The sequence below is a fragment of the Streptococcus sp. OMI750 genome (assembly GCF_047463895.1).
Taxonomy (GTDB): domain Bacteria; phylum Bacillota; class Bacilli; order Lactobacillales; family Streptococcaceae; genus Streptococcus.
This window is the reverse complement of the sequence record NZ_JASHCZ010000001.1, coordinates 274,156-300,158: the sequence shown is the minus strand read 5'-3', so window position 1 is coordinate 300,158 and position 26,003 is coordinate 274,156. Positions and strand designations below refer to the sequence as shown.

The following is a 26,003-nucleotide window of genomic DNA, read 5'->3' as shown; positions in this document are numbered from 1 at the left end:
TTATTTCCTTATTCTTAAGAATTTCAAGATCTTTGTTGGAATGGTCCAACGTCTGGATGTGATAACGGAGTTATATGCTGCTTTCGTAGCTTCTAAATCCGCCTCAAGATTTTTGATTCTATTGCGACTATCCAAGATCTCAGCTTCAAAGACTTTCCCTAAATAATCAGGTGCAGCTATATCATTAACTGAGATCATCTTATAGCTCAATTGATATACTCCCTCTTCCTCAACATCATAGATCAGTTGTGGATCCGGTTCGCTAAAGAGATAATAACCATCTACGATAACTCCATTAGTGTAAACCGGTGAGCAAACATCGCCTCTTGCATCTTTCAATTGAACATCAGAATAATAACTTGGACGTTCCGAAAGATCCACTCGAATGACTGATGTTCCTTTCGGAATTTCGATTGTCAGGCAATCTTCTTTTTGAAGCAGTTTGGTCAGGGTACGATCTTCCGAATAGGTATTTTCCTCATCACCATAATAAATCGTGACAGATTCCATACCAATAGGTGAAAGGGAATCGGTCGGTTTGGATAGATGAATCTCATAGGTATTATTACGTTCTAAGAGAATCTTCGTCATCTCTTTAAAATCGGCATTTGGATACCTATCGAGATAGTCCAGCTGTGTTTGCAACAACTTATGGAAACGTCGTTCCAATTGTCTGAAATCACGAGGACGAGAATCGGACCCTTGGTTAATGGTATAAGCAACTGTTGCTTCATCCAGATAGGCTAATGAAGTTCGTTGAAAGAGCTCCAGTTGTAGATTGAAGGTATCGTCTGATGTCGTTAGATCTAACTCTTGATTGACTTCTAGCATCAGATCTCTATCTACTAGCCATGTAGAGGCCATGGTAAAGCCTCTAGTCGCAAGCATTTTTTCGTAGGTATCTGCTAATGGAATCGTATGATTAGCAAAGCCAGCCTTAGAAACAAAATTGCCATGCTCATCATAGATATCAAAATCAGTATTGGACCATTTGCAGTCTGGCTTACTGGCCAATAAGTTTACTTGCTTCTGAAGTTTTAAAGGATCTATCCAAAAATCATCTCCGTCACAGCGAGCAATGTAGTACCCACGCGCTTCTTTACAGATAGCTACCCAGGTTTTGGCGATTCCCTGATTTTCATCCTGATAAAAAGCACGAATCAGATTAGGGTAGTTTTCTTGATAGTCCTGAATAATAGAGCGAGATCCATCGCTTGAGGCGTCGTCCACCAAGATAATCTCAATAGCAAACTCTGTTTGTTGCGCTAGGAAGCTATCGATTGTCTTCTTAAGCCAGGGTTCTTTATTAAAAACTGTACAAATAATCGAAACAAAAGGCGTCGTTTCCATATCTCCCTCAGTCTAGTCAGTCATTGACCATGTTCCATTACGTTGGATTAAGCCACTTGCCGCATCCATTGCTGATTTATCATCCAAAGCTATATCATCTCGATTGATAAAGATTAGTGGGGTTTGCGTAGCATCTGAAAAGGCCAGCATCTGTCCTTCGGCATCCCGTACTGTCACTTCTAATTTCATTTTCAAGTCATTCACTGCTGGAAGGGAACAAGTGTAGTGAACCGTTTTATGTCCAGCCCCACTCATCAGCTGATCCATCGAATTATCATTGTAGATCCAAATATTCCGATCGATATCTGTTAAAGACAGTGCGATATAGGTCTGGATATCTTCAAGTACATCAAAATCAATTTGGAAGTGAATCGGATCTTGGGGGCGTAACTTGTTCGAACTTAACAACTGAAGCTGAAAATTTTCAACCAAGACATTTTCTTCCTGGTTGGAATTACCTACTCCATTAGCCTCTCCTCCCTGTTGCAAAGGAGATGTATTATCAAAACTGTACTGATTGGCAACATTTTCTGGACTTCCTAAAGCCTTCACCAAGCCATTTTCAATCAAAACAGCCTTGTTACAATATTTCTTGACGGCTCCCATATCATGGGTAACCAAGATAGTGGTTTTTCCTGATTTCTTGCGTTCTTGGAAGTAATCATTACACTTACGCTGGAAGGCCTCATCTCCTACTGCTAGGACCTCGTCCAAAATCAAGATATCGCCTTGGGCCTTAATGGCAACCGAAAAGGCTAGACGAACCTGCATCCCTGATGAGTAGTTCTTGAGCTTCTGGTTCATGAAGTCATGCAACTCGGCAAAGTCTACGATGTCATCATACATGGCATCAATTTCAGCTGTTGAGAAGCCCAGCATAGCTCCATTCATGTAGACATTTTCACGACCTGTCAATTCTGGGTTAAAGCCCACTCCAAGCTCAATAAAGGAGACCAGTTTCCCATCGATAGTGACGGTGCCTTTTTCTGGCACATAGATTTCAGAAATGATTTTCAAGAGAGTAGATTTTCCAGAACCATTTCTTCCGAGGATCCCGAAAAAGTCACCTTTTTCTACCTCAAAAGAAATATCCTTGAGAACGTGTTGTTCTTTATAGCCTTTGATTCCTTTGAAGCGATTGACCAGGGCAGTTCGAAGACTATTGGTTGCCTCTGTTGGCAACTTAAAGTACTTGCTGACATGGTCTACTTTTACTGCAATTTCTTTATCTGTCATTAGAGAATCTCCGCAAATTTCTTAGCATGTTTGTTAAAGTAAGCAAAGCCAGCGATAAAAATAAGAATTGGCAAGACATAAGGAATCAGTACCAAGAACTTATTCTCCACCAAAAGCCAGACTGGGGTGTTGGCCTTATCAATCAAGAAATAACGCATGTCTTGAATAATTTGAGCCAAGGGATTCATCATGACCAACTTAGCAGCCCATGGATTGCGATCTGCAATAAAGGTAATCGGGTAGATAATTGGCGTTGCATACAATCCGGCTTGCAAGAGCACTTCCCAGACTTGTCCAAGATCGCGGAAACGAACAAAAAATGTCGCTAAGATCAAAGCGCATCCTGTCGCCATCAAGAATAACTCAAAGAATAGCGGAATGACCATCAAGGCTGTCCAAGAAAATGTCACCCCATTAAAGAATGAAAAAATCAAGACCACAACCAGGTTAATGACAAAGTTAATCGCTGCTCCTGAAATTGCGGACAAGACAATGATGTGTTTGGAGAAGTTCAACTTCCGCAACAAGTCGCCTCGACTAACAATCGACACCATCCCCATGGAAGTTGCTTCTGAGAAGAAGCCCCAAATTACATTGGCCAACAAGAGGGCAACTGGGAAATGGGGCACATCTCCACCCAAGCGTAAAAATCGGATGAAGACAATATACATAATACTAAAGGTCATCAAGGGCTTTAAAATCGACCAAAGATAACCAATTGCTGATCCTTGGTAGCGTAATTTAAAGTCTGTTTTAATTAACTCTCGTAATAAAATTCGATTTTTCTGACTTAAAACGTCAAACATTATTTTTTACCTCGATATGCAAACTTTGTCAGAATCAAGCTAGTAAACACAAAGGTGTGAAAGGCTCGGTTCTTACGGTAACCATACTGACGAATCCGTCTCAAACGTTCTCTTAGCGGTACGTCCATGATGGTCACAAAGTTTTCAATGATTTCTTTATTTTGGGGGCTGACTGGCAGATCCAATAGATTTTTTGCTTGTTCTTGACTGGATTCAATAAGCTTCCAATATTTAGCAAAAAGAATATGAGGGCGAACCCAGTTTTTAACCCGTTTTCTAAGGGTACGAGCCCCAAGAACGTTGCTACTGTGCTGACGGTACAATTCTGTCGGCTGATCAATATAAATGAGCTTTCCAAAGCTAGCTACCAACAATGCTAGGTACCAATCATGCATGAGAAGCGCATGCTTTTCTTGACCTGTCCATAAGTCAGCCAGGGCATGATTAATCATGGCTACTCCGCCAGTTACTGTATTTTCTGTCAATTCTTGAATCAGTTCCGTATTGGCATGATCAGACTGGGTGCGAATCATACTTTCGTGCTGCACATTCAAGTTTTCATCAACCACTTTTAAATCCGTGTAGACCAGCAAAGGCACTTCCTGAGGATGCTTGGATGCTGCTTCCACTTGTAGGGCAATCTTTTCAGGAAGCCAGACATCATCTTGGTCACTAAAACAATAAAGATCAGCCTTTTCATATTTTAAGAGTGTGTGAAAACTATTGATAACACCGAGATTTTCGATAGCTTCTTGGTTGATAAAGCGAATGCGCTCATCCTGGGCTACCAACTCTTGAATGATCTCCACCGTACCATCTGTCGACCCATCATCTCGGATCAAGAGTTGCCAATCCTGATAAGTCTGGTCTTGGATACTTTTGACCTGCTCTTTTAGATACTGTTCACCATTATAGGTGGACAACAAGATATTTACTTTCATGATAAGAATAATTCCTCGTATTCACCTACAATTTTTTCCCAGGTAAAGTTTTGCTTCATATTGTCCTTGGCACGTTGACCCCATTCAGATACATCTTCTAAAGGATCTATCTGGTCAATCAAATACGCCAAATTTCCAGTTTCTTTGGTCCAATATTGGGCTGTGTCCTTGGCAACCGTTTGGTTAAAGGAAACACCTAAAACCAAATTGAGATCCGTCTGCGCAAGAGCCTCTAGGAGACCTGGATTGGTTCCGCCCACTTCATGACCATGGATATAGGCAAAGGCTTCTTTACGGATATACTTCAAGAGGTCTTGGTCATAAACCGTTCCTACAAACTTAATACGAGGATCCTGATCAAATCCAGTTCGAGCTCGGAGTTCCTCAAAATAAGGATTGCCTTCATGGTTACAAATAATCACTAAATCCCGTTTGGTGGAAGAGGCCATAAATTCACGAATGGCAGTCTCATAATTATTTTCTGGGACAAAGCGACCCAAGATCAAATAATAGTTCTTCTCTTGTGTCTGCCACTTGTGATAGAGTTCTCTGACCTTCCTATCCTGACTGGTCAGGTTGGTCGAAGACAAGTCAGTCCCATAGGCAATATAGGTCGTCTTGGACCAAGGGTAGGCTTCCTTGATATAGGACTCAATACCAGGGTTGTCAGAAATTACCAAATCCGCATGGCGCGTCATGATCCTTTCAGAATACTTGAGGTAGGCTTGAATCGGTTTGGCCCACTTGGCCCGCTTCCACTCCAGTCCATCTGGATTGATATAGAATTTCCCACCCATCTTTTGAATCTTACGCGCAAAGGGTGCTACGAAGGCTCCAATCGTATTTCCCAAAACATAAAAAATAGGTTTTTCAATTCCCTGCATTTTAATGAACTTCAAGGCATAGTTGATGGCCATCATATCATAGGCGATGACACGCGCAGGCCCAAGCTTGGGGGCTTTAATCGTAAAACAATCGACACCCTTATAATCAAAATGATGATAGGCTTGATCATTAGAAAGGCAAGCAACATGGTACTGAATATCTGGAGACACTTGATGCGACACCAATTGGTCCACAAAAGTCTCAAAACCGCCGTATTGAGCCGGAAGCCCACGACTTCCGATAATAAAAACGTGTTGCATAATATTCCCTTTCTAACAATTTACAGTCTACTCAATTATACCATTTTCTAGGCTTTTTGCCTAATGCAAACAGAAAAGCGACCCTTGAGGTCGCTTCAAATTTCTCTTATTTCACTTCTTGTTTGTAAAACTCTTTCAAGGCATCTTGCCAAGTTGGAATAACGAATCCTGTAGCTTTCGCTTTTGCCAAGCTCATCGTTGAGTTAAGCGGACGTTTTGCCTTAGCAGGGAATTGGCTGGAATCAACTGGCTTCACTTCTACGTCCGTATCTTTGAGGATCTCAACTGCAAAGTCATACCAAGTTGTATCTTCTTTTGCATCGTTAGACAAGTGGTAATAACCATATTCTTTACGATTTTCAGCCAAATAAGTCATGAACTCAGCAAGAGTACGTGTCCAGGTTGGACGACCATGTTGGTCGTTGACGACTGTAAGTGTTTTATGAGTCTTGGCAAGGTTTTGCATGGTGAAGACAAAGTTCTTGCCGTAGTTCCCGAAGACCCAAGCTGTACGGATGATGTAGAAGTTCGAAACATGCTTCTCAACCAATTCTTCTCCCATACGTTTTGTACGGCCGTACTCTGTTTGGGGATCTGGTTGATCGTCTACTTCCCATTCTTGCCCCACTGGTTTTTTCCCATCAAAAACGTAGTCGGTTGAGATATAAACCAAAGTTGCACCATGTTTTTCAGACGCTTTTGCTACATTTTCCGTACCGGTCACGTTGATGGCATAGTCCAACTCTTTTCCTTCATCTTCAGCAGCATCAACAGCTGTGTAAGCAGCACAGTGATATACCAAGATTGGTTTTACTTCCGCAAATACCTCGTCAACTTTCTCTGCATTTGTGATGTCCATTTCAGCTACATCGACAGCTACATATTCTTCATTTCGTTCATCTAACAAATGGCGAAGCTCTGTTCCAAGTTGCCCATTTGCTCCTGTAATTAAAATCATGATACTTTCCTTTCAATTGCTTTATCCCTATCATTATAGCAAAAAAAGCAGAAGTTTTCTGCTTTTTAGGATGGGAAGTGCTCCTTATTTTTTGAATACTTCTGTTTAAAAATGAAGAACACTAGTATCCAAGAGATCCATTCTATTATAAAACCAAGATACTGTATAAATGTCTTGTGATAAGAAACTTTTACATGACCAGAATTTCTAATAGATAAATAAATTTTACCATCATTTAAAACTTTTTCTGAAACAGTTGGTCTCCGAGCTTTTTTATTTTCTTTTAATTCCGATTCGGTAAAAACACGCTGTTTCAGCACAGGTTGAGATCCTTCAGCCCCCCTAGAATATTCTGCGCGATATCCTTTGTACCATATCATTGGTATAGAAATAGTTGTTTCCTTTTTATCATCAGGAACCTTTATATCAAATTCTAAAAGATTGTATCTCTTTTTAATAGTTGATATTTTTACACCCTTAGCTGTTTGAAATTCTGTAAATTGTGGTAAGCGTATCTCTTGGTTATTAATATCAAGATTATAATATTCATCACCTACAGGATCGATATATTTTGATTTATCACCTTTATAAACCGATTTTAGTAATTTTTCATTCTTTTTATTATCCTCACGCATCTGTTTGTAATTTTTTGAAGAGGAATTAAATTGAGGAACTACATGATTGAAATAAAAAGATAAACTCAAGATACATAAGACGATCGAGAAAAAACCATTTCTATTTGTAACAGCAAGAAAGAATAGGAACAACAGGGGAATGAAAAACAATAGGCGCCCTGAATACTGCATACTCCCTAAAAAACTGTATTTCAATATGGAATTCCAAGGCAGCAGACTCGTTGCAGAAAAATATAAGATCCAACAAGTCCAAAATATAGTTTTACTTAAACTTCCTAGATGGCGATAAAATAAGATTACCATCATACTCGCATAGAATAGGCCGTCTCGTACGAATTGATGGATCGGCCACTCTAATGGTGTGAAAGGTTTATAAAAACCATATCGATCTGCTTGAAATGGAAAAGGAACTAAAAAAGTATCTTTCACATTGACAGGAAAATTTCTCGCTGTCCATGTAAAGAAAAATTTTTGTGATGAAACCTGTTCCAGATATTGAAAAATGTATCCTGCTGACAAACATAAGGCAAACAAGATTGAAAATACAAAAGAGATAATCTTTTCAAGTGTGAGCCTTTTATAATTTAATAACAATAATACCGCAGAAAAAATTGCTAATATAATAGTTGATAAAATATGGGTTTGAATTAAAAGTGCTACTACGATCCCCAAATAGAGAGGGTTCTTTTTATTTAAGTAGAGCACACGATAAATAGAATATATAAGAATTGGGACTAGCGGCACTACCATGGTCATTCCAAAACCAAATAAAGTATAATAACACGGTATTGTCAATGCCACTACTAAGCCAGTCATCTTATTATTTACTATTTTCGAAACAACAATATAACTTGTTAGGCTTGTACAAAGAGTGATCAGGAAGGCAAAAATACTATAAGCAAAATTTCCATCGTTCGTCATCATATAAACGATGGCTGACGGATAAAACTGCCAATTGCCATAAAACATGGGAGAAGCATATCCTGTACCAAATGCAAATAAAAAATTCAGATTGGGAAGGATATCCCAATGTTCAATAGACTCCGCTAAGCCGACAATGCGTGATAAATGAAACACATAGTCATATGAGCGACTTTGAAAATTGATCAGATTGAAAGATACAAATGTAAAAATGAGCGCATAGGAAGTTAAAAATAAATAGATCAACTTATTACTAATTTGGTTGAAAACCTCTATAAGCCGGTCAATATGACTACGGATCCCTTTTACCATATCCAACTGATTGATTTTATCAAGGAGACGATCAATTTCCTTGTAAAATCTATCTATCTTTTGCTTAACAGCAAGAATCATACTTAGGATATTGTTCATTCTTCACTTTTCTCTTTGATGACATAAATTGGACGTTTCTTGGTTTCCATGAAGATCTTACCGATATATTTACCTAAAATGCCGATGGTTAGTAATTGGAACCCTCCTAGGAAAAGAATCACTGTCATGAGGGATGGCCATCCAGAAGTAGGATCTCCAAACACTAAGGTCCGGATTACGATCAGAATCACCATGATAAAGGCCAAGATCCAAGATAAAAGTCCACCAATAAAGGCAATATTTAGTGGGGCATCCGAGAAATTAACAATCCCTTCAATCGAGTATTTAAAGAGGGACCAAAAATTCCAAGACGTCTCTCCTGCCACGCGCTCTACATTTTTATATTCGAGGTATTCTGTCTCAAATCCAACCCAGGCGAAAATTCCCTTAGAAAATCGATTGTACTCAGATAGTTCAAGTATAGCATTGACCATAGGACGGCGCATCAAACGGAAATCACGCGCCCCGTCGACCATTTCCACTTGGCTAATATGATTGATCAATTTATAAAACATCCGTGCAAAGAAAGAGCGAATCGGTGGTTCCCCATCACGGGTTACGCGTCTCGTTCCGACACAGTCTAAATCCGGCTCTTCCTCCAACTTCTGCTTCATTTCGATCAATAGTTCTGGAGGATCCTGTAGATCCACGTCCATGACTGTTACATAATGACCTGTGGCATGTTGGAGACCAGCATAAAGAGCTGCTTCCTTCCCAAAGTTCCGTGAAAAGGAAAGATAGTGCACATTCGAATCTGTAACATGTAGCTTACGTAGAACAGATAGCGTCCTGTCTGACGAACCATCATTTATAAAAATATATTCAAACTTTTCTCCCATCTCTATCCGAACACGTTCCATTTCCCTATAAAATAACGGAATTGATTCTTCTTCATTAAAACATGGGACTACAACTGATAGTGTCATATCTTACTCCTTGACTTATTCACTCTCTATTGTAACAAAAAACTAGGGTTTCCCCTAGTAATAACTTATTTTAGTCTTTCAATTATACAACAGCATATAAAACAGAGATTGTTTGTAGTATAGTTAAACCTATAATAATGAGACTACTTTCTACTACAAAATGATCCGTGAACTTTTGTTCATCTGAAATTCTTTGCTTAAACAAACTGCAAATAACTGGTAGAGACAGAGCGACAACTCCTAAATAGTATCTACCTTGAACTCCTAAAACTTCAAAATTTCCAACTGGTGTCCAGGTTAAATACAAGGTTAAAGAGATTAACCCAACAATCGCAAAAGAAACCAAACTTGCTCCTACTACTGATACTTTTGGAAGTTTGATCTTCCCAAAATTTGAAAAAGTAATCAAGCTATATAGAGCATAAATTGGAATAAGAACCTCTGACATGGATAAATCCAACCAACCAAAGGTATAGAGCTGATTTAAATGACTGACTGATAATAACATCTCCTTCAAAATCACTGGAAGATACCAATGAGGTTTTGAAATGATGCTACTAATTTGGCCTTTTACATCTGCGCCCTCCAGTTTAAAGTTCTCAATTCGAACTTGCTGGGTAAGAACGTACCAAAAAATCGTAAAGACAAAGACTGCGATAATCAAGGCGAGAGAGATGAGATAGTATTTTTTACACTTCGTTTTCTTTCTCGGTATAAAGAGCAATAGTCCTACTAGCAAGACATAAGGAAGTTTCATTGTAACAAGGATGATACAAAGCAAAGCATACAGCAATAAATCCTTGATGCTAACAACTTTTTCATCATCTGTTACATAGTTCAAGAACAATCCAATAATGAGGTAGGTAAACCCTAATGCTACACTATCTTGATTGTATGAAGCAGCAAGTACAAGATTCATTGGAAACATCGCAACCATTGTCATCAACTGCTTCGCTTTTCCACTTAATTTAATGGCAATAAGAGCTAAAATACAGTAAGCGATCACATTAAAAATTCGACCTAAGTAATAGGAGACTCCTACACTCAAGTTCAAAAATTTTCCAATCCCGAATCCAAGAGCCTGAGGAATGTAACCAATAAACCAATATGAGTTTGTTGCCCTGTAATCAGTTTCTTTACCAAACTTCACTTGTTTGGTCGTCTGTTTTTCTTCAAACAAAGAAGATTTGGTAAACGGCTTTTTGAAGTTCTTATATACATCAAAGTAATCTTCCGTAATATGGATATTTTTATTTCCCATATTGACGTCACCTTCAACAATATGAATGGTTCTTGATAGGTGAACTTGTTCATCGGGCGTATTCAAAACAGGTGTAATGAAAGCAAAGGAAAGACCGCCAATAAGCATAGCAATGAAGGTCCCAACATTTCTCTTGGGTAAAAGAAAAATGAAAACAGCAAATGCAACAAATACCACTATACCAATTTTAGGAAAGTCCACTAAGCGCTTTGTATAAATGACTGTCATACAAAAGGCTAGAACCGCGAAAGCTACTACATACTTCTTATTCCGCTCATAACTATCAACAAAATATCCCATTAGTTTCTCCTACTTATTTGAAAGTTGACTCTTCACATATTGTCTCATTAGCAACTTGGCCATCCATTTAGGCCAAAAGAGTTCGTACATGTATAGATCTTCTTTACTTCGAGTGTTGTCTGCAATCGTTTTTGACGTTTCAGACTCTCCATGGATACGGTGGCACATAAGCTTATCAGATACATAAGCAAAACGACCTCTATACTCACTGATCTTATACCATGCGTACCAATCCAAACTCACTCTCATTCCTTCATCAAAAAAGAAATTCTTCAGATTTTCAACATGATAGGTTACAGCTGGACAACAAATCGGATTTCCAAAAGCCATCACACGGTTGCGCCAGAAATGACTTGCTGGAAAAAGATTCATGGTTTTTAACATCAAGGTTTTGATCTTCAGATTCGTATTCGCAGGAATTTTATAGCCGTCTTTTTCTTCAAAATAATCAGAATAGGCAATTAACACATCTGGATGTTTCTCCATCTTAGCCAATACTTTCTCAGCATATTCCGGCTCATAATAATCATCCTGATGGGCAATGGTTACATATTTTGTCTCTACAAAAGACAGGGCATTGTTCCAATCCTTGCCAATTCCCCCACCTTGCTTCGTATAAAATGGAATATCATAACGCTGGCAAAGTTCTTTGATCGAATCCAATGGTGTTGAACTATAACAAATAATCTGCGATCGGAGAGTTTGTTTTTTCAAGGATTGAATACAATCATCTAAATATTCACTCTCTCCATAAGCACAAATCACCCAGGTGTGTTGTTGATTAACGAGCATAGCTCATCCTTTCTACTTTTCTTGCAACAAAATAAACAAGTAAACTTCCACTAAAATAAACGAACATCACGATTAAAAAGCTTAAAGAAGCTCCCAAAAGCCCTAATCTATGTACAAAATAGTCATTTGTCAGTTTGGAAGTTATGAACATGAACAAATATACAGGCAATAAATAAGTTTGTTTACGAATAACTGTCATGACATCGCCAAAAACGATCCCAAGAGAATACAAGATACCAGAGAAAACAAGGATAGCTAGCGTACTGCTATGTTGATATAAAGGTAAGCCAAAAACAAGACTTAAAATTGGAGTCCCAATCAAATAGGCTAGTACAGTCAAAATCAAGCCAACTCCCAAGACAATCACAAACAATTTCTTAATAATGGCATTGAATTTTTTCAAGTCTTTATTCTTCCATAAGATCGCTAACTGAGTTGTTAAGGGTCTAAGGATTAAAATAAAGAGACTCATAAAAAAGACAGGCATAAACAAAATATTATAATCCCGTTGTGTACCTGCAATAAAATGTCCCAGTCTGATTTCAGAGTCAATGGCGATTCTAGGTTCATTGAAAATATAAGCAAGTAAAAATCCACTAATAAAGAGAGGAATACAATTTTTTAAAATAGCAATCGCATCGAACAAGTTCCTTTTGAGATTGTTTACTGAAATATCAATGGATTCAAATTCTTTTGATTTTACGTAATCATAAGAGAATACAAAAATAAAATTTAAAAGGACTAAATAAAGCAAGGACTGGGTCAAGGATTTTGTGACAAGTAAAAATACCAATAAAAGGATTGTGCTAATAGAATAACGAATCGTCATTGATTTGCCAGCAATATCCAATCGTTCATGACGCTGAAACATCCCTTGGAAAAGATCAGAAATTGCCTCACACATTCGAAAGAGAACATATAAGGCGATAATGGTAATTTTTGAACTCTCATGAAGATCAATCCCCGAAATAAATAAATAAGGAAAGAAGATAGCCACCATAAGTAGGAGAGAGAGACCTCTGGCAATACTATAGCTTGTAAAGGAATGTCTATAATGGACATCTGTCCCCTGGTAGCTTCGAACCTGAAACATTCCTACCACCACAAGAATCGCAGCAATTCCATAAGCCAGACTAAAGGAATCTGCTTCCATTGGAGAGGTCATTCGTGTAACGATTAATGTAAATAGCACAGATGATCCAGCGAATGCCAAGTTTCCTAACAGATTCCAAAAATATACCTTCTCAGTTGAAATAGGCTGATTATTCTTCATGCTCTTTAACCTGTAATGCAATTTTCTGAGACAACTGTCGGATTTGAACGGATTGTTTTGAGGTAATCCGAGTCAAAGAGAAGTTTAAATAAACAAGTAAACAGAAACCTAAGAAGAAGACTAGATTGCTTGGAACTTGAATTCCTAACATCTTTGAAAGTTGTCCAATCAAATTAGGAAACCAAATGACTGGCAACGAGACGATACAAAGAATAAGCCAAGAGATGACATTTCTCATTTCAACAACTTTCTTTGCAACTAGTCGCAGAATATAAACCATAAAAATAATTACAATAAGGGTTAACCAAATATTTAACATCTTATTTCTTATATCCTCCACCTATTCTAGCCACTAACATAGCCATTGTCACCTTAATCATATAATAGACTGATTTACTTAAGGTAATAGACGATTCACCATGTTCTCGTTCATTCATCAAGACAGGTACTTCTGCAACGGAATAACCCGAGGTCAAGAGGGATACAATCGTCTCTGGTTCTGGATAATCACTTGGATATTGCTTGGCGAATTCCTCAATCACTTTTCGGTCAGCAACTCGTAAACCAGAAGTTGGATCTGTTACCTTTTGACCCGTCAAAACCTTGATTAATTTTTCAAAAAATGAGATTCCAATCCGCCGCGCGAATGAGGATTGGAAACCTTGATTTTCAATGAAACGAGAGCCAATCACCATATTCACATCTTTCTCTTGTAGAACTTGAAGCATCATTCTAATAAATTCAGGATTATGTTGGCCATCTCCATCCACTTGAACCGCATACTGGTATCCTTCTTTAACTGCGTATTGATATCCTGTTTGCACAGCACCACCAATACCTAAATTGATGGGTAAATCAATGACGTTATAGCGATGATTGCGACAAATTTCAAGTGTATGATCTGTAGAACAATCATTGATAATGACATAATCAAATTCGGGCGTATGATCTTCAATCATCTTGATTGTTTTTTCAATATTTCCACTTTCATTATAAGCTGGAATAATGATCAGTAATTCTGAATTTCTCACTCCTATTGTTTTCCCTTCTATGCATATCACTTCATTATACAATAATCAGTGCATATTTTCTACTTTATACTGCCCCCTCCACCTTTTCATGGTATAATAGAGTGAATCGATTGCGGGAGGACATCTGATGCTAAGGCTTGGAATTATTGGAACGAGTTGGATTTCACATGAATTTATAATTGCGGCTCACCAGACGGGTCACTATCGTTTGCAGGCTTTGTATTCGAGAAAAATGAAGACAGCTCGAGATTTTTGTGACCCATATGAAGCGATCTCCTGCTACACTGACTTAGTGGACTTCTTAGATAGCGAACTGGATGTAGTCTACATTGCCAGCCCCAACTCTCTTCACTACGCTCAGGCCAAGCTTGCTATTCTAGCCAAGAAGCATGTCATCATTGAAAAACCAGCTGTGACGAGTCCTGCTGAATGGAAAGAACTAGTGAAGCTTGCTAAAGACCACCATGTTTTTCTCTTTGAAGCTGCTAGAAATTACCAAGAAGCTGCCTTTCAAGTCGTTAAAGACTTCCTTTCAGGCCAGGAGATACTAGGCGCCAACTTTACCTTTGCCAAGTATTCTTCCAAGTTACCTGCCCTCCTTGCTGGTGAGATGCCTAATATTTTCTCAGATCTCTATGCAGGTGGCGCTCTAATGGATCTGGGAGTCTACTGCCTCTATCTGGCCATTGGCTTTTTTGGAGCGCCAGACTCTAGTCACTACACCGCTCACCAATTACCTAACTCAGTTGATCTCTATGGGCAAGGGATCTTGATCTATCCTGAGTTTCAGGTTGCTATTCAGGCGGGAAAAAACATTACCAGTCATCTCCCTGCTGAAATCTACACCAAGACTGGAACCCTGACCCTAAATGCTGTAGCTGCAATGGACCAGGCTCAATTCGTCAGCCATTCTGGAGAGGTTATCGACCTTCCTATTGAGTCCTGCAGTCATGTCATGCAAGAAGAGGCCGAGGCCTTTGCTCTTGCCATAGCTGGGCAAAAAGAGACGGCTTACCTCGAGTGGTTAAAAACGGCTGAGCAGGTCCATGAAACCCTCTACCAAATGCGCCAAAGCGCTGGAATACAATTTAAGGATAAAAAAGAATGAAAGAACAATTTCCACAAAGCTGGATAGACCAGCTAGAAACACTTGGATTTGATACCTTCACTGACATTCAGGAGCAAATCTTCTCCCCTATCTACGAAGGCGGAAATGTCCTCGGGATCAGTCCCACTGGTACGGGAAAGACCCTGGCCTACCTCTTTCCTAGCTTGCTCAAAGTCAAACCTAAGAAGGCCCAACAGCTCTTGATCTTGGCTCCTAATACGGAGTTGGCGGGACAAATTTTTGATGTCACCAAACAATGGGCAGAGCCTCTTGGGCTCCAGACCCAACTCTTCCTTTCTGGATCCAGTCAAAAACGTCAGATTGAACGCCTCAAAAAAGGACCCGAAATCCTGGTTGGGACCCCTGGTCGGATCTTTGAACTGATCAAGCTGAAAAAGATCAAAATGATGAATGTAGATACCATCATTTTAGATGAATTTGACCAATTACTGAGCGATTCTCAGTACCACTTTGTCGATAAGATCAGCCACTATGCTCCCCGCGACCATCAATATGTCTACATGAGTGCTACAGCCAAGGTCGATCCAGACCAGCTAGAAGAAAATACCCTTCGCATTGCGGTTGATGGGGTTTCTTTGGATAATATCCAACATTTTTACATGCAAGTGGATAAGCGGGACAAGGTCGAATTGCTCCGCAAACTCGCCCATGTTGAAGATTTCCGTGGCTTGGTTTTTTTCAATAGCTTATCCGATCTCGGAAGCGCAGAAGAAAAACTGCAATATAGAGATATCGATGCTGTTTCTCTAGCCAGTGATGTCAATGTCAAATACCGCAAGGTCATTCTGGAACGCTTCAAAGACCATCAGCTAACCCTCTTGCTTGCTACCGATTTGGTGGCACGCGGAATTGATATTGAACATCTCGAATGTGTGATTAACTACGATCTCCCCCGTGATGTGGAGACCTATACCCACCGTGCCGGTCGGACAGGACGGATGGGGCGTGATGGCTACGTGGTCACCTTTATCACCCACCCAGAAGAACTCAAATCCTTGAAAAAATACGCCTCTGTACGTGAAATCGTCTTAAAAAATTCTCAACTCTTTTTAAATGAATAAGAAAATCCTCTGCTAGTGAATGGAACTGCAGAGGATTTTTACGTTAATTTCCATTGTAATAAATGCGATGACTTTCAAGTTGATAGTTCAATAATTCATCGACCGTTACAAAGGTATAGCCTTGGGCTTTGAGATAGTCAAGCAGTGCTGGCAGAGCATCAATCGTGGTTTGATGGATATCATGCATGAGGATAATCGAACCTGGTTTGACAGCTTTTTTTACTTCATTCAGAATGGATGTTGTATTGTGGCTCTTCCAGTCTAAACTATCCACATCCCACATAATATAGGATTGGTCCACCCCGTATTGGATGGCACTATTAATTGCTCCGTATGGTGGACGCATGATCTTCGTTTGGACGCCTGTCGCTTTTTGGATGGCTTCTTGAGTATCTAGAATCTCTTTTTTAGCACCGTCTAAGCTCAATTTTGGTAATTGAGGGTGATTCCAGGTATGGTTTCCAATCTGATGCCCTTCCTTACGAACTTGCTTAGCAATATCTGGGTAAGCATTGACATTTTTTCCAACCATAAAGAAAGTTGCTTTGGCATTGTATTTCTTTAAGATAGAAAGAGCTTGAGGAGTCGTCGTTGGATCCGGCCCATCATCAAAGGTCAGTGCAATCATCTTGCGATGACGCTCTTCAATATAAGAATGATAGGAGGCCAAATCTTCAGAAAGCAACCGTTCAGTATCAATCACATCATAGAATTTAGACAAGGGAACAGTAAAGGTATCATCTCCCTTAACCTCAGTTGGAAAGGGAATGGTGAAATTTCCTTTTTCATATTGAAATTCCCATTGGCTCAGATCTAACTCTGCAAAATGAGCGACCATTTTCTCAATGCTCTCTTCATCCAGCTGACGAAAGGCTAGATTGCCTTGCAACTCTTCCAAAAAGATCTGCTTAGCTCCATCTGGATCCGCAAAAACCTGGCTGAGGGTCAGAGGATTGTTCTCATCATCCAAGTAAAAGAGAGGCAGCTTCACCGTCTCATCTTTGATGAATTTTCCTTTTCTGTACTGATACTCAGCCCGCTTGATCTGAATGGGATGATAGCCGACAAAAGGAGCTGCTGCTCCTTCACTATGGTAGAAAGTTAGATGCTTGGGTTCCTTGGTTTTCTCATCCGATCCTAAATGATTCAGGTCTTCTTGGATCTTTTCTTTAATGATCTCAACGGGTTGTCCATCTTTTGTAGGATAATAAGCCGTCACATAGGAGGTCCCTATTATTCCTTCTTGAATCTGAACATTTTTTCCTTTCTCCACCTCTACTTCTAGCTGGGTTACCTTAGAAAATTGGTCCTGATAGGCCTTGTTTTCTCGTGCTTTTTGAATCTTTTGGTAACCAATATACAAAAGACCAACTAAAAGAAGATTTATAAGGATTAATAAAATAATTTTTGTGTGTTTGAATCGCATAACTTTATTATAGCAAATTTCTCTCCAAAAAACAGTCCTTTTTTGTAAATGTTTTCATAAAAAAGAGGGCGACAGTCGCCCTGGTTATTATCAAATTGATTTCTCACGAATAACTTCAACTTTATAACCATCCGGATCTACTACGAAATAATAGTTTGGTGGTGTTCCTGGAAGCCCCTTTGGTTCAGTCACTTCATAACCTTTAGCCTTATGCTCTGCATGCAAACCTTCTGAATCTGGTGTGCTCAAAGCTACGTGAGCATAGCCATCTCCGATGACATAAGGACCATGATCATAGTTGTAAGTCAATTCTAACTCGTAGTCATCCCCAGGCAAGGCCAAATACACAATGGTGAATTTGTAGTCTGGGAAATCCTTCCGACGTTTTTCCTCAAAACCAAATGCATCTTGGTAAAAAGCGATTGATTTTTCCAAGTTTTCTACACGAAGGCAAGTATGCAACATTTTTGAAGTCATAAGATTTCCTCTTTTCTTTTTTTAAAAATTTATAAACGATTTTTTTTACGACTTTCCGTCTTAGTGAATAACTTCACTTCAAAGATAGTCCCCTTGGGTTTGTTATCTTTAACTTGAATAGTCCCTTTAAAGGCTTCAACGATCTGCTTAGCAAGCGATAACCCCAAACCAAATCCACCTTTCTGACGAGTTCTGGCCTTGTCCACCCGGTAAAAACGATCAAAGATTCGTTTCTTATCCTCATCACGAATCCCCGGACCATTATCCACCACTCTTAGAAAGAGATTCTTGTCCTTTAACTGGACTTCAAACTGGATCTCACCGTCTTCATCGGTGTATTTCAAGGCATTGTCATAGAGAATAGTCATCAACTGCTTGAGCAATGTTTTATCCGAACAAATGACTTTGTCCACCTGATTGTCTCCACGAAAGATCTTATCATTTTCTTCAGCAACAATCTCAAAATTCGAGAAAGTCTGATCAAAAAAGCTTGGCTCAATATCTTCCATCTCTGGCTTCAAGCCGTCATCCCTTCGGGCAATATTGAGAAGGTTGGTGGTCAAGAGCTTCATATTTCGAACTTCATCCAAGCTAGATGCAATGCTCTCGCTTGACTCCATAATGGTCGCTTCGGGCTTTCTAAAAAGCGTTTCGAGGCGATTTTGAAGGACTGCTAGAGGCGTCCGTAACTCATGAGAAGCATTTTCTACAAAAGCCTTTTGCTTTTGCATACTCTCAAGAAGCGGCTTAACGCTAAGACGGGCAAGGAAGAGACTCGCAAATAAGGAGATCCCCCAGAAGCAAATCATGACGAGTGCGATCTGGCTTTCGTGTTCCTCACTGGTCTGCTCTAGCTGACTGATATTGGTCATGACGACCGCATACTTGACGTCGCTATCTCCGTCATCAGACAAGCCCAAATCCGTCATGTAAGCCCGGTAACTTTCTTTTTTTCCGTAACTATTTGTAATTTGGAGCTGGGAAACTTTGTTGAGCAGTTTCCGGCCAAAGGTTACGGTTTTGAAGTTTAAAAATCCATTTCCTGTTGTCAAGTTTTGATATTTTTTATTCAGCAGAACAACAGTCGTATTGGAAGTAACATCTCCTTTTGGTTCCGATTTATCAGGATCAGGCATCATCATCTCATGCTCATCACCCTCTTTGGAATTAGACTGTTTCTGATCCCGGTTGGCAATAGCTATAATGGAATAGGGATCCTGACTCAGGGTCTTGAGATTCTCATCGACCGTTGTATAGAGACTCGAGCGCATGACCTGGATGATAATCAGGGTCATGGCTGAGAATATCAAGGTGAAGAGACCAAAATATCGGATGAAGTAGGAAAAATCATCTTCCCCGACGGTTTTCTTAATCCTTGTTAACATCTTTTAAGATATACCCCACACTGCGTAATGTTTGCAAGTTCTCAACAAAATCTGTTCCTTTTAATTTCTTACGGATTTTTGAAACATAGACTTCAACCACTGAGATGGTTGTGTCACTATCAAAGCCCCAGAGACGATCGAAGATCTGGGTCTTTGGAAGGATGACATTTTGGTTTTGAAGGAAATAGACCAAAAGATCAAATTCCTTCCCAAGAAGTTCTACTTCCTTATCGTCCACGTAAGTCGAATTAGTGGATAAATTAACCTTTAAATTGCCATAATTGAGGGTATTTTCATTGACCTTCCCTGAACGCTTCAAGAGAGCTTGAATCCGCATTTTAAGCTCTTCAAGATAGAAAGGCTTGGTGAGGTAATCGTCTGCTCCTAGCTCAAATCCATGCCCTTTGTCATCCAGACTTTCTTTAGCTGTCATGATCAAAACAGGGGTTGTCACGCCTTTTTCACGCAACTCTTTTAAGACATGGAATCCGTCTTTTTCAGGAAGCATGAGGTCCAGCAGAATCAAATCATAGATACCGCTCTCTGCTTCGTAAAGACCTTCTTCTCCGTCAAAGACCTGCATGACGTCCGCAAAATCATCTAAAAAATCAAATACTGAATTTGATAAACCAAGGTCATCTTCGACCAATAGAATTTTAATCATCGTGGCTTCCTCTTCTCTTTCCTGAGTGAGTCTTTCTAATCTATTCTTAATCATTATAACACGACTTTCCTTCATTTCCTATAGTTTCGAATCTTGTTTTACTAGCAAATTCAGTCTGCCTGAGGAAGGTTATTTTATGAGTTTGTCGTGTTTTCCTTGTTACTTTGACTGTCACTTGTCTTGTTTTTATTCTTCGCTTTCTTTTTGTTGGACTTGTTAGAGGAATCCTGGTTCCCTTCTTCTTGTCCGCCGGATTGGTTCATGCCATTTTCTGGACCATTTCCTTGTGGCCCACCAATTCCATCCTGCGGCATCTGACCAGGACCACCTCCTTGTGGACCACCATGTCCTTGGCCACCACCTTGTGGACCACCGACTTGAGGACCGCCATCCTGTAGGCCACCATTTTGCTGGTTTCCTTGTGAAGCATGGCCATTTTGACTATTTTGTTGCTGATTGGATCCTTGGTTCTGACCTGTTTGGACCGGTTGAGAAAATTGTTGGTTATTGGAGGATTGAGAGGCGATGACACCGACACCAAAGCCACTTCCAGCACCGACCAACAATCCACCAACTGCTGCCATACCGATCCACCACTTAGGACTTCGTTTTATGACGACCATTTTTTCTTTTGATTCTTGCGTTTCGACTACTTGTTTTGTTTCTTTTTGATTCATCTTTTTACCTTTTATCTTTGTGTACAAGTACTTGTCTTTTAAATTTTAAAGGGAGCTCGATCCTTTAAGTAAGGCGATTATACTGTAGGAGTCTTAAGCCTGCCTAAATTTTTACTTAAAAAAAACTAAACTAGCCTGTTCTTTCTCGTATGGGCTAAATCTTTCTCTTCTAGACATAAAAATACCTCTTAAATAGATTTTGGTTATTTACCATGTCTACTTAAGAGGTATCATATCAAAATTTTGTATCGATTATTTTCTTATTTCATGGATAGAAGCGCTGCTTCAACAGCTGCTTTCTCCCGCTCGATAAGATCGATTCGAGCCGCGATTTCCTTCATTCCCATCTTGATATTACGGCTGATCGCCATATCATCCAATTGAGGCTCAAAGAAGGCCTTGTATTCATTTAAGCGTTCACGGGTCTTGAAACAGTTAGCTGGGTAGATGACAAACTTATCAAAGCTCATATCACCACCGAGGGCTTTCTTGATCCAATCCCAGTTTTCACGCGCCCAAGTCCAAGTTCTTCCTTGGGTAAAGTCATCATGCAAGAAGTTGTAGTACCAGCTCATAGCCAAGTCCTGAGGTTTCACCACATCCTTGTTCTTCCACTCCTTCAATAGACTTTCCAAAGTTTCCTCATCCTTGGTATAAGAAAGTGCAGCCGCCAACTGGCGTTTAAAGTTCCCATCTACCGTCTTAACATAAGTATCCAGGTATTGTTGACTAAGTTCCTTGGTTTCCTGGTGCTTGATTTGGTTGACCAAGATTTGCAAGCGGATGGCAGCTGGAAGTTTTTCCAAATCAGCTGCATGCGCTTCAAAGATAGCGCTCGCTTGAGCTTTTGCAGCTTCATCATTGGCCTTGATCATATTAGCAATCATTAGCTGACGAACTTTTTCGTCTTCTTCTGTTTCACCAGGCTTAGCTTCTAGACCCAAGCGTTCAAAGTTGTAACGGTTCAAGCGTTTCAACAACTCATGGAAGGCAGCTTCTGTTTCAGTTCCTTCATCCACAAAGAGACTGATTCCAGCTAAGACGCTCGAAACAGCTGAAACAACCAAGTAGGAACTTTCTTCTGTCAAGTGTTCAATCACTGGCAAGAGGCTTGCATAAGAAATTTGACCACTTTCCGCTAAGAGACGGCGTTCTTGAACCACTTGTAGTTTCGAAGTGCTATCCAAGCTAGCAAGGTCAGCAAGAATGTCCTCTAACAATTCCCCACGGTAGTCACTGATATAGTGAGCCGTATTTTCTGTATTGAAGCGAAGAGCACCATTGTTAGCCGCTTTCAAGGCACTATAGTTTGGAATTTCTAAGACTTCTGTTTCCAAAGTATCTGGAATACCGGTCCAGTTGCTGTTCAAAGGAACAACCCACTTGCGACCTTTTTCTTCTCTTTCTCCGATGAAGAACTGCTCTTGACGGATGATCAAGGTGTCGTTCTCTACAGAAGCTGAGACAACAGGGTATCCTGGTTGCTCCAACCAAGAATCCATAAAGGCTGCGACATCACGACCGGAAGCTTGACCCAAGGCATCCCAAAGGTCACGACCGATAGTATTGCCGTATTGGTGTTTTTCAAAGTAGATCTTCAACCCTTTACGGAAGGCGTCATCGCCTAACCAACGGCGAAGCATGTGCATGAGACGGCTACCCTTGGCGTAAACGATTGCTGGGTCAAAGAGGGTGTTGATCTCATCAGGGTGTTTGACTTCCACATGGACGGATTGAACGCCATCTGTAGCATCGCGTTTCAAGGCAGCAGGCACTCCAGTTGTTTGGAAGTCTTCAAAGATATTCCAGCTTGGTTCAATGGCATCCAAGCTGACATATTCCATCATATTGGCAAAGCTTTCATTCAACCAGAGATCATCCCACCATTTCATGGTCACGAGGTTACCAAACCATTGGTGAGCCAATTCGTGAGCCACCACCAAGGCTACTGTTTGACGGCTTTGGGCCGTAGAGTTTTCATCTACTAGAAGGTAGACTTCACGGTAGGTTACCAAGCCCCAGTTTTCCATCGCTCCTGAAGAGAAGTCTGGAAGGGCGATATGAAGGGATTGAGGGATTGGATACTTCACGCCATAGTAGTCTTCATAAAATTCAATAGCACGAACGGCAATATCCAATGAGAAGTCCAAGTTTTCTAATGGGTGAGCTTTGGTAGAATAGACACCGACTAGGGTTCCATTCTTGGTCTTAGCTGTCACTCCTTGAAGATCTCCAGCAGCAAAGGCAAGGAGGTAAGAAGACATCCGTGGAGTCGTTGCAAATTTCCAAATGCCTGTTTCTTTGCGGTTTTCCACGTCGATTTCAGGCATATTTGAAAGGGCAATTTCACCTTCTTCTTGGTCAAATTTCAAAGAAAGATCGAAAGTTGCTTTGGCTTCAGGCTCGTCCACACTTGGAAAAGCTTCACGCGCAAAATGGCTCTCAAACTGAGTAGAGAGGACTTCCTTCTTCACGCCATCAATGCTATAGTAGGATGGGTAAATCCCAGTCATATTGTCTGTGATCTTACCAGAATAGGTCAGGGTAACTGTCACTTGACCTGTTCCTTCCAGTTCAACATAGACTGCTTCATTGGCATCATCAACCGTAAATGGACGGGCTTGACCGGCTACTTCTACTGTTTCGATGGTCAAATCCTTTTGGTGAAGCGAGATCTTTTCCGCCTTGGCCTGACCTTTAATGACCACACGACCACTAAAAGTCTTTGTTTTACGACTTAAATCCAAAAACACTTCGTAATGTTCTGGAACGAATGTTTCTACAAAATGTGCAACTGCTTGCATAATTTCCTCCTTTAAATTTCTTTGCTTTTCAACTAAAAGCCCTCATAAAACTATTTTATCACAAAGTCAAGATAAAAGAAAAGACAAGCATTGGAATGCCTGTCTGAGATCGAAAAGATTCAGCAATTCTACATTTCGATAATTTTACCTGTTTCGAAGTAAACTACCCACTCACAAATGTTTTTTGCATAATCTCCGATACGTTCCAAGAAGTTGATCACTTGGAAATAATCCCGTCCGGTCACGATGGACTCTGGATTCTTCCGGATTTCTTCTGTCGCCAATTCTTGAATGCTATCAAAGTAATGGTTGATCACTTCGTCCCGTGTAGCAACGTCATAAGCCAAATCCACATCACCTTTGAGGTAAACATCCAGTGTCGCTTCAACAAAGTCTTTAACTTCACGACCCATCTTGCTGATCTCTTCCTCAACAGATTGGATACGGACTTCACCCTTCATACGAATGGTTGCTTTGGCGATTGAAACCGCATGGTCACCCATCCGCTCTAAGTCTGAGACCGCTTTTAAGACCGTCATAACCACACGAAGGTCTTGTGAAACGGGCTGTTGAAGCGCGATAATCTCAAAGGATTTACGCTCTAATTTCACTTCGTACTCGTTGATCTCCGCATCATCTTCGATGACCTGGCGGGCCAATTCCCGGTCATGGGTCACGAAAGCACGAACCGTACGATTGATTTGGGTCAACACTTCATTTCCCATTGCATAAAATTGGTTATGCAATTTTTCTAAATCTTCTTCAAATTGAACTCGTAACATTTTATTTTCTTCCTATCCAAATTTACCAGAGACATAGTCTTCTGTTTCTTTCTTAGCTGGGTTCAAGAACATTTCATTGGTATCATTGTACTCAATCAAATCGCCATCCAAGAAAAAGGCCGTTTTATCGGAAATCCGACTCGCTTGTTGCATGGAACGTGTCACCAAGAGCATGGTGTAGCGGTCTTTTAGTCCATACAAGGTTTCTTCAATCTTCCCAGCTGAAATCGGGTCCAGCGCTGAAGTTGGTTCATCCAAAAGAATAATCTTTGGACTGGTCGCAAGGACCCGCGCCACACAGACCCGCTGCTGTTGGCCACCGGAAAGTCCGATCGCTGAATCATGCAGGCGATCCTTGACTTCATCCCAGATGGAAGCGCGTTTCAGTGAGGTTTCAACCGCCTCATCCAAGACAGCCTTGTCCTTGACACCATTAATCATCAAGCCGTAGGTCACGTTATCATAAATGGACATTGGAAAGGGATTGGGCTGTTGAAAGACCATTCCGATTTCCTTACGCAATTCGACCGTATCGGTCCGTGGTCCGTAGATATTGTGACCGTTGTAGAGGATGGTGCCTGTGGTTGTAACCTCATGGTTAAGGTCCCCCATGCGGTTAATGGCTTTTAAAAGGGTAGATTTCCCTGATCCTGAAGGACCAATCAAGGCTGTAATCTCTTTTGGAGCAAAGTCCAAGGAGACACTATTTAAAGCCTTCTTTTTATTGTAATAAACCGACAAGTCCTTGACTTGCAAAATTGGTTCTGTCATTCTATTTTCCTTTTTATTGTCATATTACTTTATCCAAAGTGACCTGATACATAATCGTTGGTCGATTGCAATTTCGCGTTTTGGAAAATATTCGAAGTCTTATCGTACTCGATGAGGTTTCCAAGATAAAAGAAACCGGTATAATCACTAGCACGGGCTGCTTGTTGCATGCTGTGGGTCACGATGACAATCGTGTAATCCTTCTTCAACTCCAGCATGGTTTCTTCTAATTGCGCTGTCGCAATCGGGTCAAGTGCTGATGCTGGCTCATCCATGAGTAAGATATCTGGCTTCACAGAGATGGCCCGCGCGATACAAAGTCGTTGCTGTTGACCACCTGAAAGCGTTAGAGCTGATTTATGAAGATCATCCTTGACCTGATCCCATAGAGCTGCCTGTTTCAAAGAAGTTTCGACCAATTCGTCCAAGACTTTCTTGTCTTTCACACCAGCACGTTCATGCGGGAAGGTAATATTTTTGTAAATCGATTTGGCAAAAGGATTGGGCCGTTGGAACACCATCCCAATGTGCTTGCGCATTTCATAAACATTGATATCTGGACGATTGACATCGATTCCTTCATACCAAATTTCACCCGTTACACGCGCAATATCGATGGTATCATTCATCCGGTTCAAACTACGAAGGTAGGTTGATTTCCCCGATCCTGAAGGACCGATCAAGGCTGTAATCTTATTCTTTTCAAACTGCATGTCGACGCCTTTAATGGACTCGTTCGTTCCATAATAGACATGCAAATCTTTGGTCGATAGGACCACCTTTTCTTCAGGAAAAGTAATGATGTGTCTCTCATCCCAATTGTATTTTGACATTTCTTCTC

General features: G+C 40.4%; 24 protein-coding genes. 2 read left to right on the top strand and 22 right to left on the bottom strand.

The features are described from left to right. The 13 genes from QM830_RS01555 to QM830_RS01495 form a co-directional block, all read right to left on the bottom strand. Positions 1-1,350, bottom strand: a complete 1,350-nt coding sequence (locus tag QM830_RS01555) for a glycosyltransferase family 2 protein (RefSeq protein ID WP_414325302.1) — start codon at positions 1,348-1,350, stop codon at positions 1-3. A gap of 12 nt (positions 1,351-1,362) precedes the next feature. Beyond that, entirely contained in the window at positions 1,363-2,586 is a 1,224-nt protein-coding gene (locus QM830_RS01550; RefSeq protein WP_009732687.1) for an ABC transporter ATP-binding protein, read from the bottom strand. After that, entirely contained in the window at positions 2,586-3,392 is an 807-nt protein-coding gene (locus QM830_RS01545) for an ABC transporter permease (protein WP_414325299.1), read from the bottom strand. Before QM830_RS01545 ends, QM830_RS01550 begins: the two co-directional genes overlap by 1 nt. After that, on the bottom strand, positions 3,392-4,333 hold the full coding sequence (locus QM830_RS01540) for a glycosyltransferase family 2 protein (RefSeq protein ID WP_414325298.1): 942 nt from the start codon (positions 4,331-4,333) through the stop codon (positions 3,392-3,394). Before QM830_RS01540 ends, QM830_RS01545 begins: the two co-directional genes overlap by 1 nt. Next, the gene (gene cps2T, locus QM830_RS01535; protein ID WP_414325296.1) at positions 4,330-5,478 is read right to left on the bottom strand and encodes a beta 1-4 rhamnosyltransferase Cps2T; all 1,149 of its coding nucleotides are present in this window, start codon (positions 5,476-5,478) and stop codon (positions 4,330-4,332) included. The genes QM830_RS01540 and cps2T overlap by 4 nt, the downstream gene beginning before the upstream one ends. 106 nt (positions 5,479-5,584) lie before the next feature. Further along, entirely contained in the window at positions 5,585-6,436 is an 852-nt protein-coding gene (rfbD, locus tag QM830_RS01530) for a dTDP-4-dehydrorhamnose reductase (protein ID WP_414325294.1), read from the bottom strand. A 65-nt stretch (positions 6,437-6,501) separates the two neighbouring features. Next, positions 6,502-8,403, bottom strand: a complete 1,902-nt coding sequence (locus tag QM830_RS01525) for a hypothetical protein (RefSeq protein WP_414325293.1) — start codon at positions 8,401-8,403, stop codon at positions 6,502-6,504. Continuing rightward, positions 8,400-9,329 (bottom strand): glycosyltransferase family 2 protein, encoded by a 930-nt coding sequence (locus QM830_RS01520; protein ID WP_009732680.1) that lies wholly within the window; start codon positions 9,327-9,329, stop codon positions 8,400-8,402. The genes QM830_RS01525 and QM830_RS01520 overlap by 4 nt, the downstream gene beginning before the upstream one ends. 82 nt (positions 9,330-9,411) lie before the next feature. Next, the gene (locus tag QM830_RS01515; protein WP_414325291.1) at positions 9,412-10,890 is read right to left on the bottom strand and encodes a DUF2142 domain-containing protein; all 1,479 of its coding nucleotides are present in this window, start codon (positions 10,888-10,890) and stop codon (positions 9,412-9,414) included. Between the two features lie 9 nt (positions 10,891-10,899). After that, entirely contained in the window at positions 10,900-11,682 is a 783-nt protein-coding gene (locus QM830_RS01510) for a glycosyltransferase family 2 protein (protein ID WP_414325289.1), read from the bottom strand. Continuing rightward, the gene (locus QM830_RS01505) at positions 11,672-12,955 is read right to left on the bottom strand and encodes a lipopolysaccharide biosynthesis protein (RefSeq protein WP_414325288.1); all 1,284 of its coding nucleotides are present in this window, start codon (positions 12,953-12,955) and stop codon (positions 11,672-11,674) included. The genes QM830_RS01510 and QM830_RS01505 overlap by 11 nt, the downstream gene beginning before the upstream one ends. After that, complete coding sequence (locus tag QM830_RS01500; RefSeq protein WP_009732676.1) at positions 12,945-13,274, bottom strand: DUF2304 domain-containing protein; 330 nt, start codon at positions 13,272-13,274, stop codon at positions 12,945-12,947. The genes QM830_RS01505 and QM830_RS01500 overlap by 11 nt, the downstream gene beginning before the upstream one ends. Position 13,275: 1 nt before the next feature. Further along, positions 13,276-13,986 carry a glycosyltransferase family 2 protein gene (locus tag QM830_RS01495; protein ID WP_414325286.1) on the bottom strand — a complete coding sequence of 237 codons (711 nt, stop codon included), beginning with the start codon at positions 13,984-13,986 and terminating at the stop codon, positions 13,276-13,278. A gap of 127 nt (positions 13,987-14,113) precedes the next feature. Here QM830_RS01495 and QM830_RS01490 point away from each other — a divergent pair, with 127 nt between their 5' ends. After that, the gene (locus tag QM830_RS01490) at positions 14,114-15,094 is read left to right on the top strand and encodes a Gfo/Idh/MocA family protein (RefSeq protein ID WP_414325285.1); all 981 of its coding nucleotides are present in this window, start codon (positions 14,114-14,116) and stop codon (positions 15,092-15,094) included. After that, entirely contained in the window at positions 15,091-16,176 is a 1,086-nt protein-coding gene (locus tag QM830_RS01485; RefSeq protein WP_414325284.1) for a DEAD/DEAH box helicase, read from the top strand. The genes QM830_RS01490 and QM830_RS01485 overlap by 4 nt, the downstream gene beginning before the upstream one ends. A 43-nt stretch (positions 16,177-16,219) precedes the next feature. Here the strand turns inward: QM830_RS01485 and QM830_RS01480 are convergent, their stop codons facing one another. From QM830_RS01480 to pstB (QM830_RS01440), 9 genes are all read right to left on the bottom strand, one after another. Then, positions 16,220-17,602 carry a polysaccharide deacetylase family protein gene (locus QM830_RS01480; protein WP_414325282.1) on the bottom strand — a complete coding sequence of 461 codons (1,383 nt, stop codon included), beginning with the start codon at positions 17,600-17,602 and terminating at the stop codon, positions 16,220-16,222. Positions 17,603-17,692: 90 nt separating this feature from the next. Further along, positions 17,693-18,079, bottom strand: coding sequence for a VOC family protein (locus QM830_RS01475; protein ID WP_414325280.1), 387 nt, complete (start codon positions 18,077-18,079; stop codon positions 17,693-17,695). 29 nt (positions 18,080-18,108) lie between these two features. Continuing rightward, on the bottom strand, positions 18,109-19,464 hold the full coding sequence (locus tag QM830_RS01470) for a sensor histidine kinase (protein WP_414325278.1): 1,356 nt from the start codon (positions 19,462-19,464) through the stop codon (positions 18,109-18,111). Further along, a complete protein-coding gene (locus QM830_RS01465; protein WP_009732669.1) occupies positions 19,448-20,128 on the bottom strand; it encodes a response regulator transcription factor in 681 nt (226 codons plus the stop codon). The genes QM830_RS01470 and QM830_RS01465 overlap by 17 nt, the downstream gene beginning before the upstream one ends. 134 nt (positions 20,129-20,262) lie before the next feature. Continuing rightward, positions 20,263-20,805: a hypothetical protein gene (locus QM830_RS01460; protein WP_414325276.1), complete on the bottom strand. Its 543-nt coding sequence runs from the start codon at positions 20,803-20,805 to the stop codon at positions 20,263-20,265. A gap of 260 nt (positions 20,806-21,065) precedes the next feature. Next, positions 21,066-23,609 (bottom strand): M1 family metallopeptidase, encoded by a 2,544-nt coding sequence (locus tag QM830_RS01455; protein ID WP_414325275.1) that lies wholly within the window; start codon positions 23,607-23,609, stop codon positions 21,066-21,068. Positions 23,610-23,737: 128 nt separating this feature from the next. Next, positions 23,738-24,391, bottom strand: coding sequence for a phosphate signaling complex protein PhoU (gene phoU, locus QM830_RS01450; RefSeq protein WP_214259813.1), 654 nt, complete (start codon positions 24,389-24,391; stop codon positions 23,738-23,740). Between the two features lie 12 nt (positions 24,392-24,403). After that, entirely contained in the window at positions 24,404-25,162 is a 759-nt protein-coding gene (gene pstB, locus QM830_RS01445) for a phosphate ABC transporter ATP-binding protein PstB (RefSeq protein ID WP_003003393.1), read from the bottom strand. A gap of 29 nt (positions 25,163-25,191) precedes the next feature. Then, positions 25,192-25,995: a phosphate ABC transporter ATP-binding protein PstB gene (gene pstB / locus QM830_RS01440; RefSeq protein WP_049496102.1), complete on the bottom strand. Its 804-nt coding sequence runs from the start codon at positions 25,993-25,995 to the stop codon at positions 25,192-25,194. Positions 25,996-26,003: the final 8 nt, after the last annotated feature.

Excerpts from the sequence above, each read along its gene's own strand:
- rfbD (WP_414325294.1), bottom strand. The coding sequence starts at position 6,436 with ATGATTTTAATTACAGGAGCAAATGGGCAACTTGGAACAGAGCTTCGC.
- QM830_RS01505 (WP_414325288.1), bottom strand. The coding sequence starts at position 12,955 with ATGAAGAATAATCAGCCTATTTCAACTGAGAAGGTATATTTTTGGAAT.
- QM830_RS01475 (WP_414325280.1), bottom strand. The coding sequence starts at position 18,079 with ATGACTTCAAAAATGTTGCATACTTGCCTTCGTGTAGAAAACTTGGAA.
- cps2T (WP_414325296.1), bottom strand. The coding sequence starts at position 5,478 with ATGCAACACGTTTTTATTATCGGAAGTCGTGGGCTTCCGGCTCAATAC.
- QM830_RS01540 (WP_414325298.1), bottom strand. The coding sequence starts at position 4,333 with ATGAAAGTAAATATCTTGTTGTCCACCTATAATGGTGAACAGTATCTA.
- QM830_RS01500 (WP_009732676.1), bottom strand. The coding sequence starts at position 13,274 with ATGTTAAATATTTGGTTAACCCTTATTGTAATTATTTTTATGGTTTAT.
- pstB (WP_003003393.1), bottom strand. The coding sequence starts at position 25,162 with ATGACAGAACCAATTTTGCAAGTCAAGGACTTGTCGGTTTATTACAAT.
- QM830_RS01550 (WP_009732687.1), bottom strand. The coding sequence starts at position 2,586 with ATGACAGATAAAGAAATTGCAGTAAAAGTAGACCATGTCAGCAAGTAC.
- QM830_RS01515 (WP_414325291.1), bottom strand. The coding sequence starts at position 10,890 with ATGGGATATTTTGTTGATAGTTATGAGCGGAATAAGAAGTATGTAGTA.
- QM830_RS01525 (WP_414325293.1), bottom strand. The coding sequence starts at position 8,403 with ATGAACAATATCCTAAGTATGATTCTTGCTGTTAAGCAAAAGATAGAT.
- QM830_RS01465 (WP_009732669.1), bottom strand. The coding sequence starts at position 20,128 with ATGATTAAAATTCTATTGGTCGAAGATGACCTTGGTTTATCAAATTCA.
- phoU (WP_214259813.1), bottom strand. The coding sequence starts at position 24,391 with ATGTTACGAGTTCAATTTGAAGAAGATTTAGAAAAATTGCATAACCAA.
- QM830_RS01545 (WP_414325299.1), bottom strand. The coding sequence starts at position 3,392 with ATGTTTGACGTTTTAAGTCAGAAAAATCGAATTTTATTACGAGAGTTA.
- QM830_RS01520 (WP_009732680.1), bottom strand. The coding sequence starts at position 9,329 with ATGACACTATCAGTTGTAGTCCCATGTTTTAATGAAGAAGAATCAATT.
- pstB (WP_049496102.1), bottom strand. The coding sequence starts at position 25,995 with ATGTCAAAATACAATTGGGATGAGAGACACATCATTACTTTTCCTGAA.
- QM830_RS01485 (WP_414325284.1), top strand. The coding sequence starts at position 15,091 with ATGAAAGAACAATTTCCACAAAGCTGGATAGACCAGCTAGAAACACTT.
- QM830_RS01460 (WP_414325276.1), bottom strand. The coding sequence starts at position 20,805 with ATGAATCAAAAAGAAACAAAACAAGTAGTCGAAACGCAAGAATCAAAA.
- QM830_RS01455 (WP_414325275.1), bottom strand. The coding sequence starts at position 23,609 with ATGCAAGCAGTTGCACATTTTGTAGAAACATTCGTTCCAGAACATTAC.
- QM830_RS01555 (WP_414325302.1), bottom strand. The coding sequence starts at position 1,350 with ATGGAAACGACGCCTTTTGTTTCGATTATTTGTACAGTTTTTAATAAA.
- QM830_RS01480 (WP_414325282.1), bottom strand. The coding sequence starts at position 17,602 with ATGCGATTCAAACACACAAAAATTATTTTATTAATCCTTATAAATCTT.
- QM830_RS01490 (WP_414325285.1), top strand. The coding sequence starts at position 14,114 with ATGCTAAGGCTTGGAATTATTGGAACGAGTTGGATTTCACATGAATTT.
- QM830_RS01470 (WP_414325278.1), bottom strand. The coding sequence starts at position 19,464 with ATGTTAACAAGGATTAAGAAAACCGTCGGGGAAGATGATTTTTCCTAC.
- QM830_RS01510 (WP_414325289.1), bottom strand. The coding sequence starts at position 11,682 with ATGCTCGTTAATCAACAACACACCTGGGTGATTTGTGCTTATGGAGAG.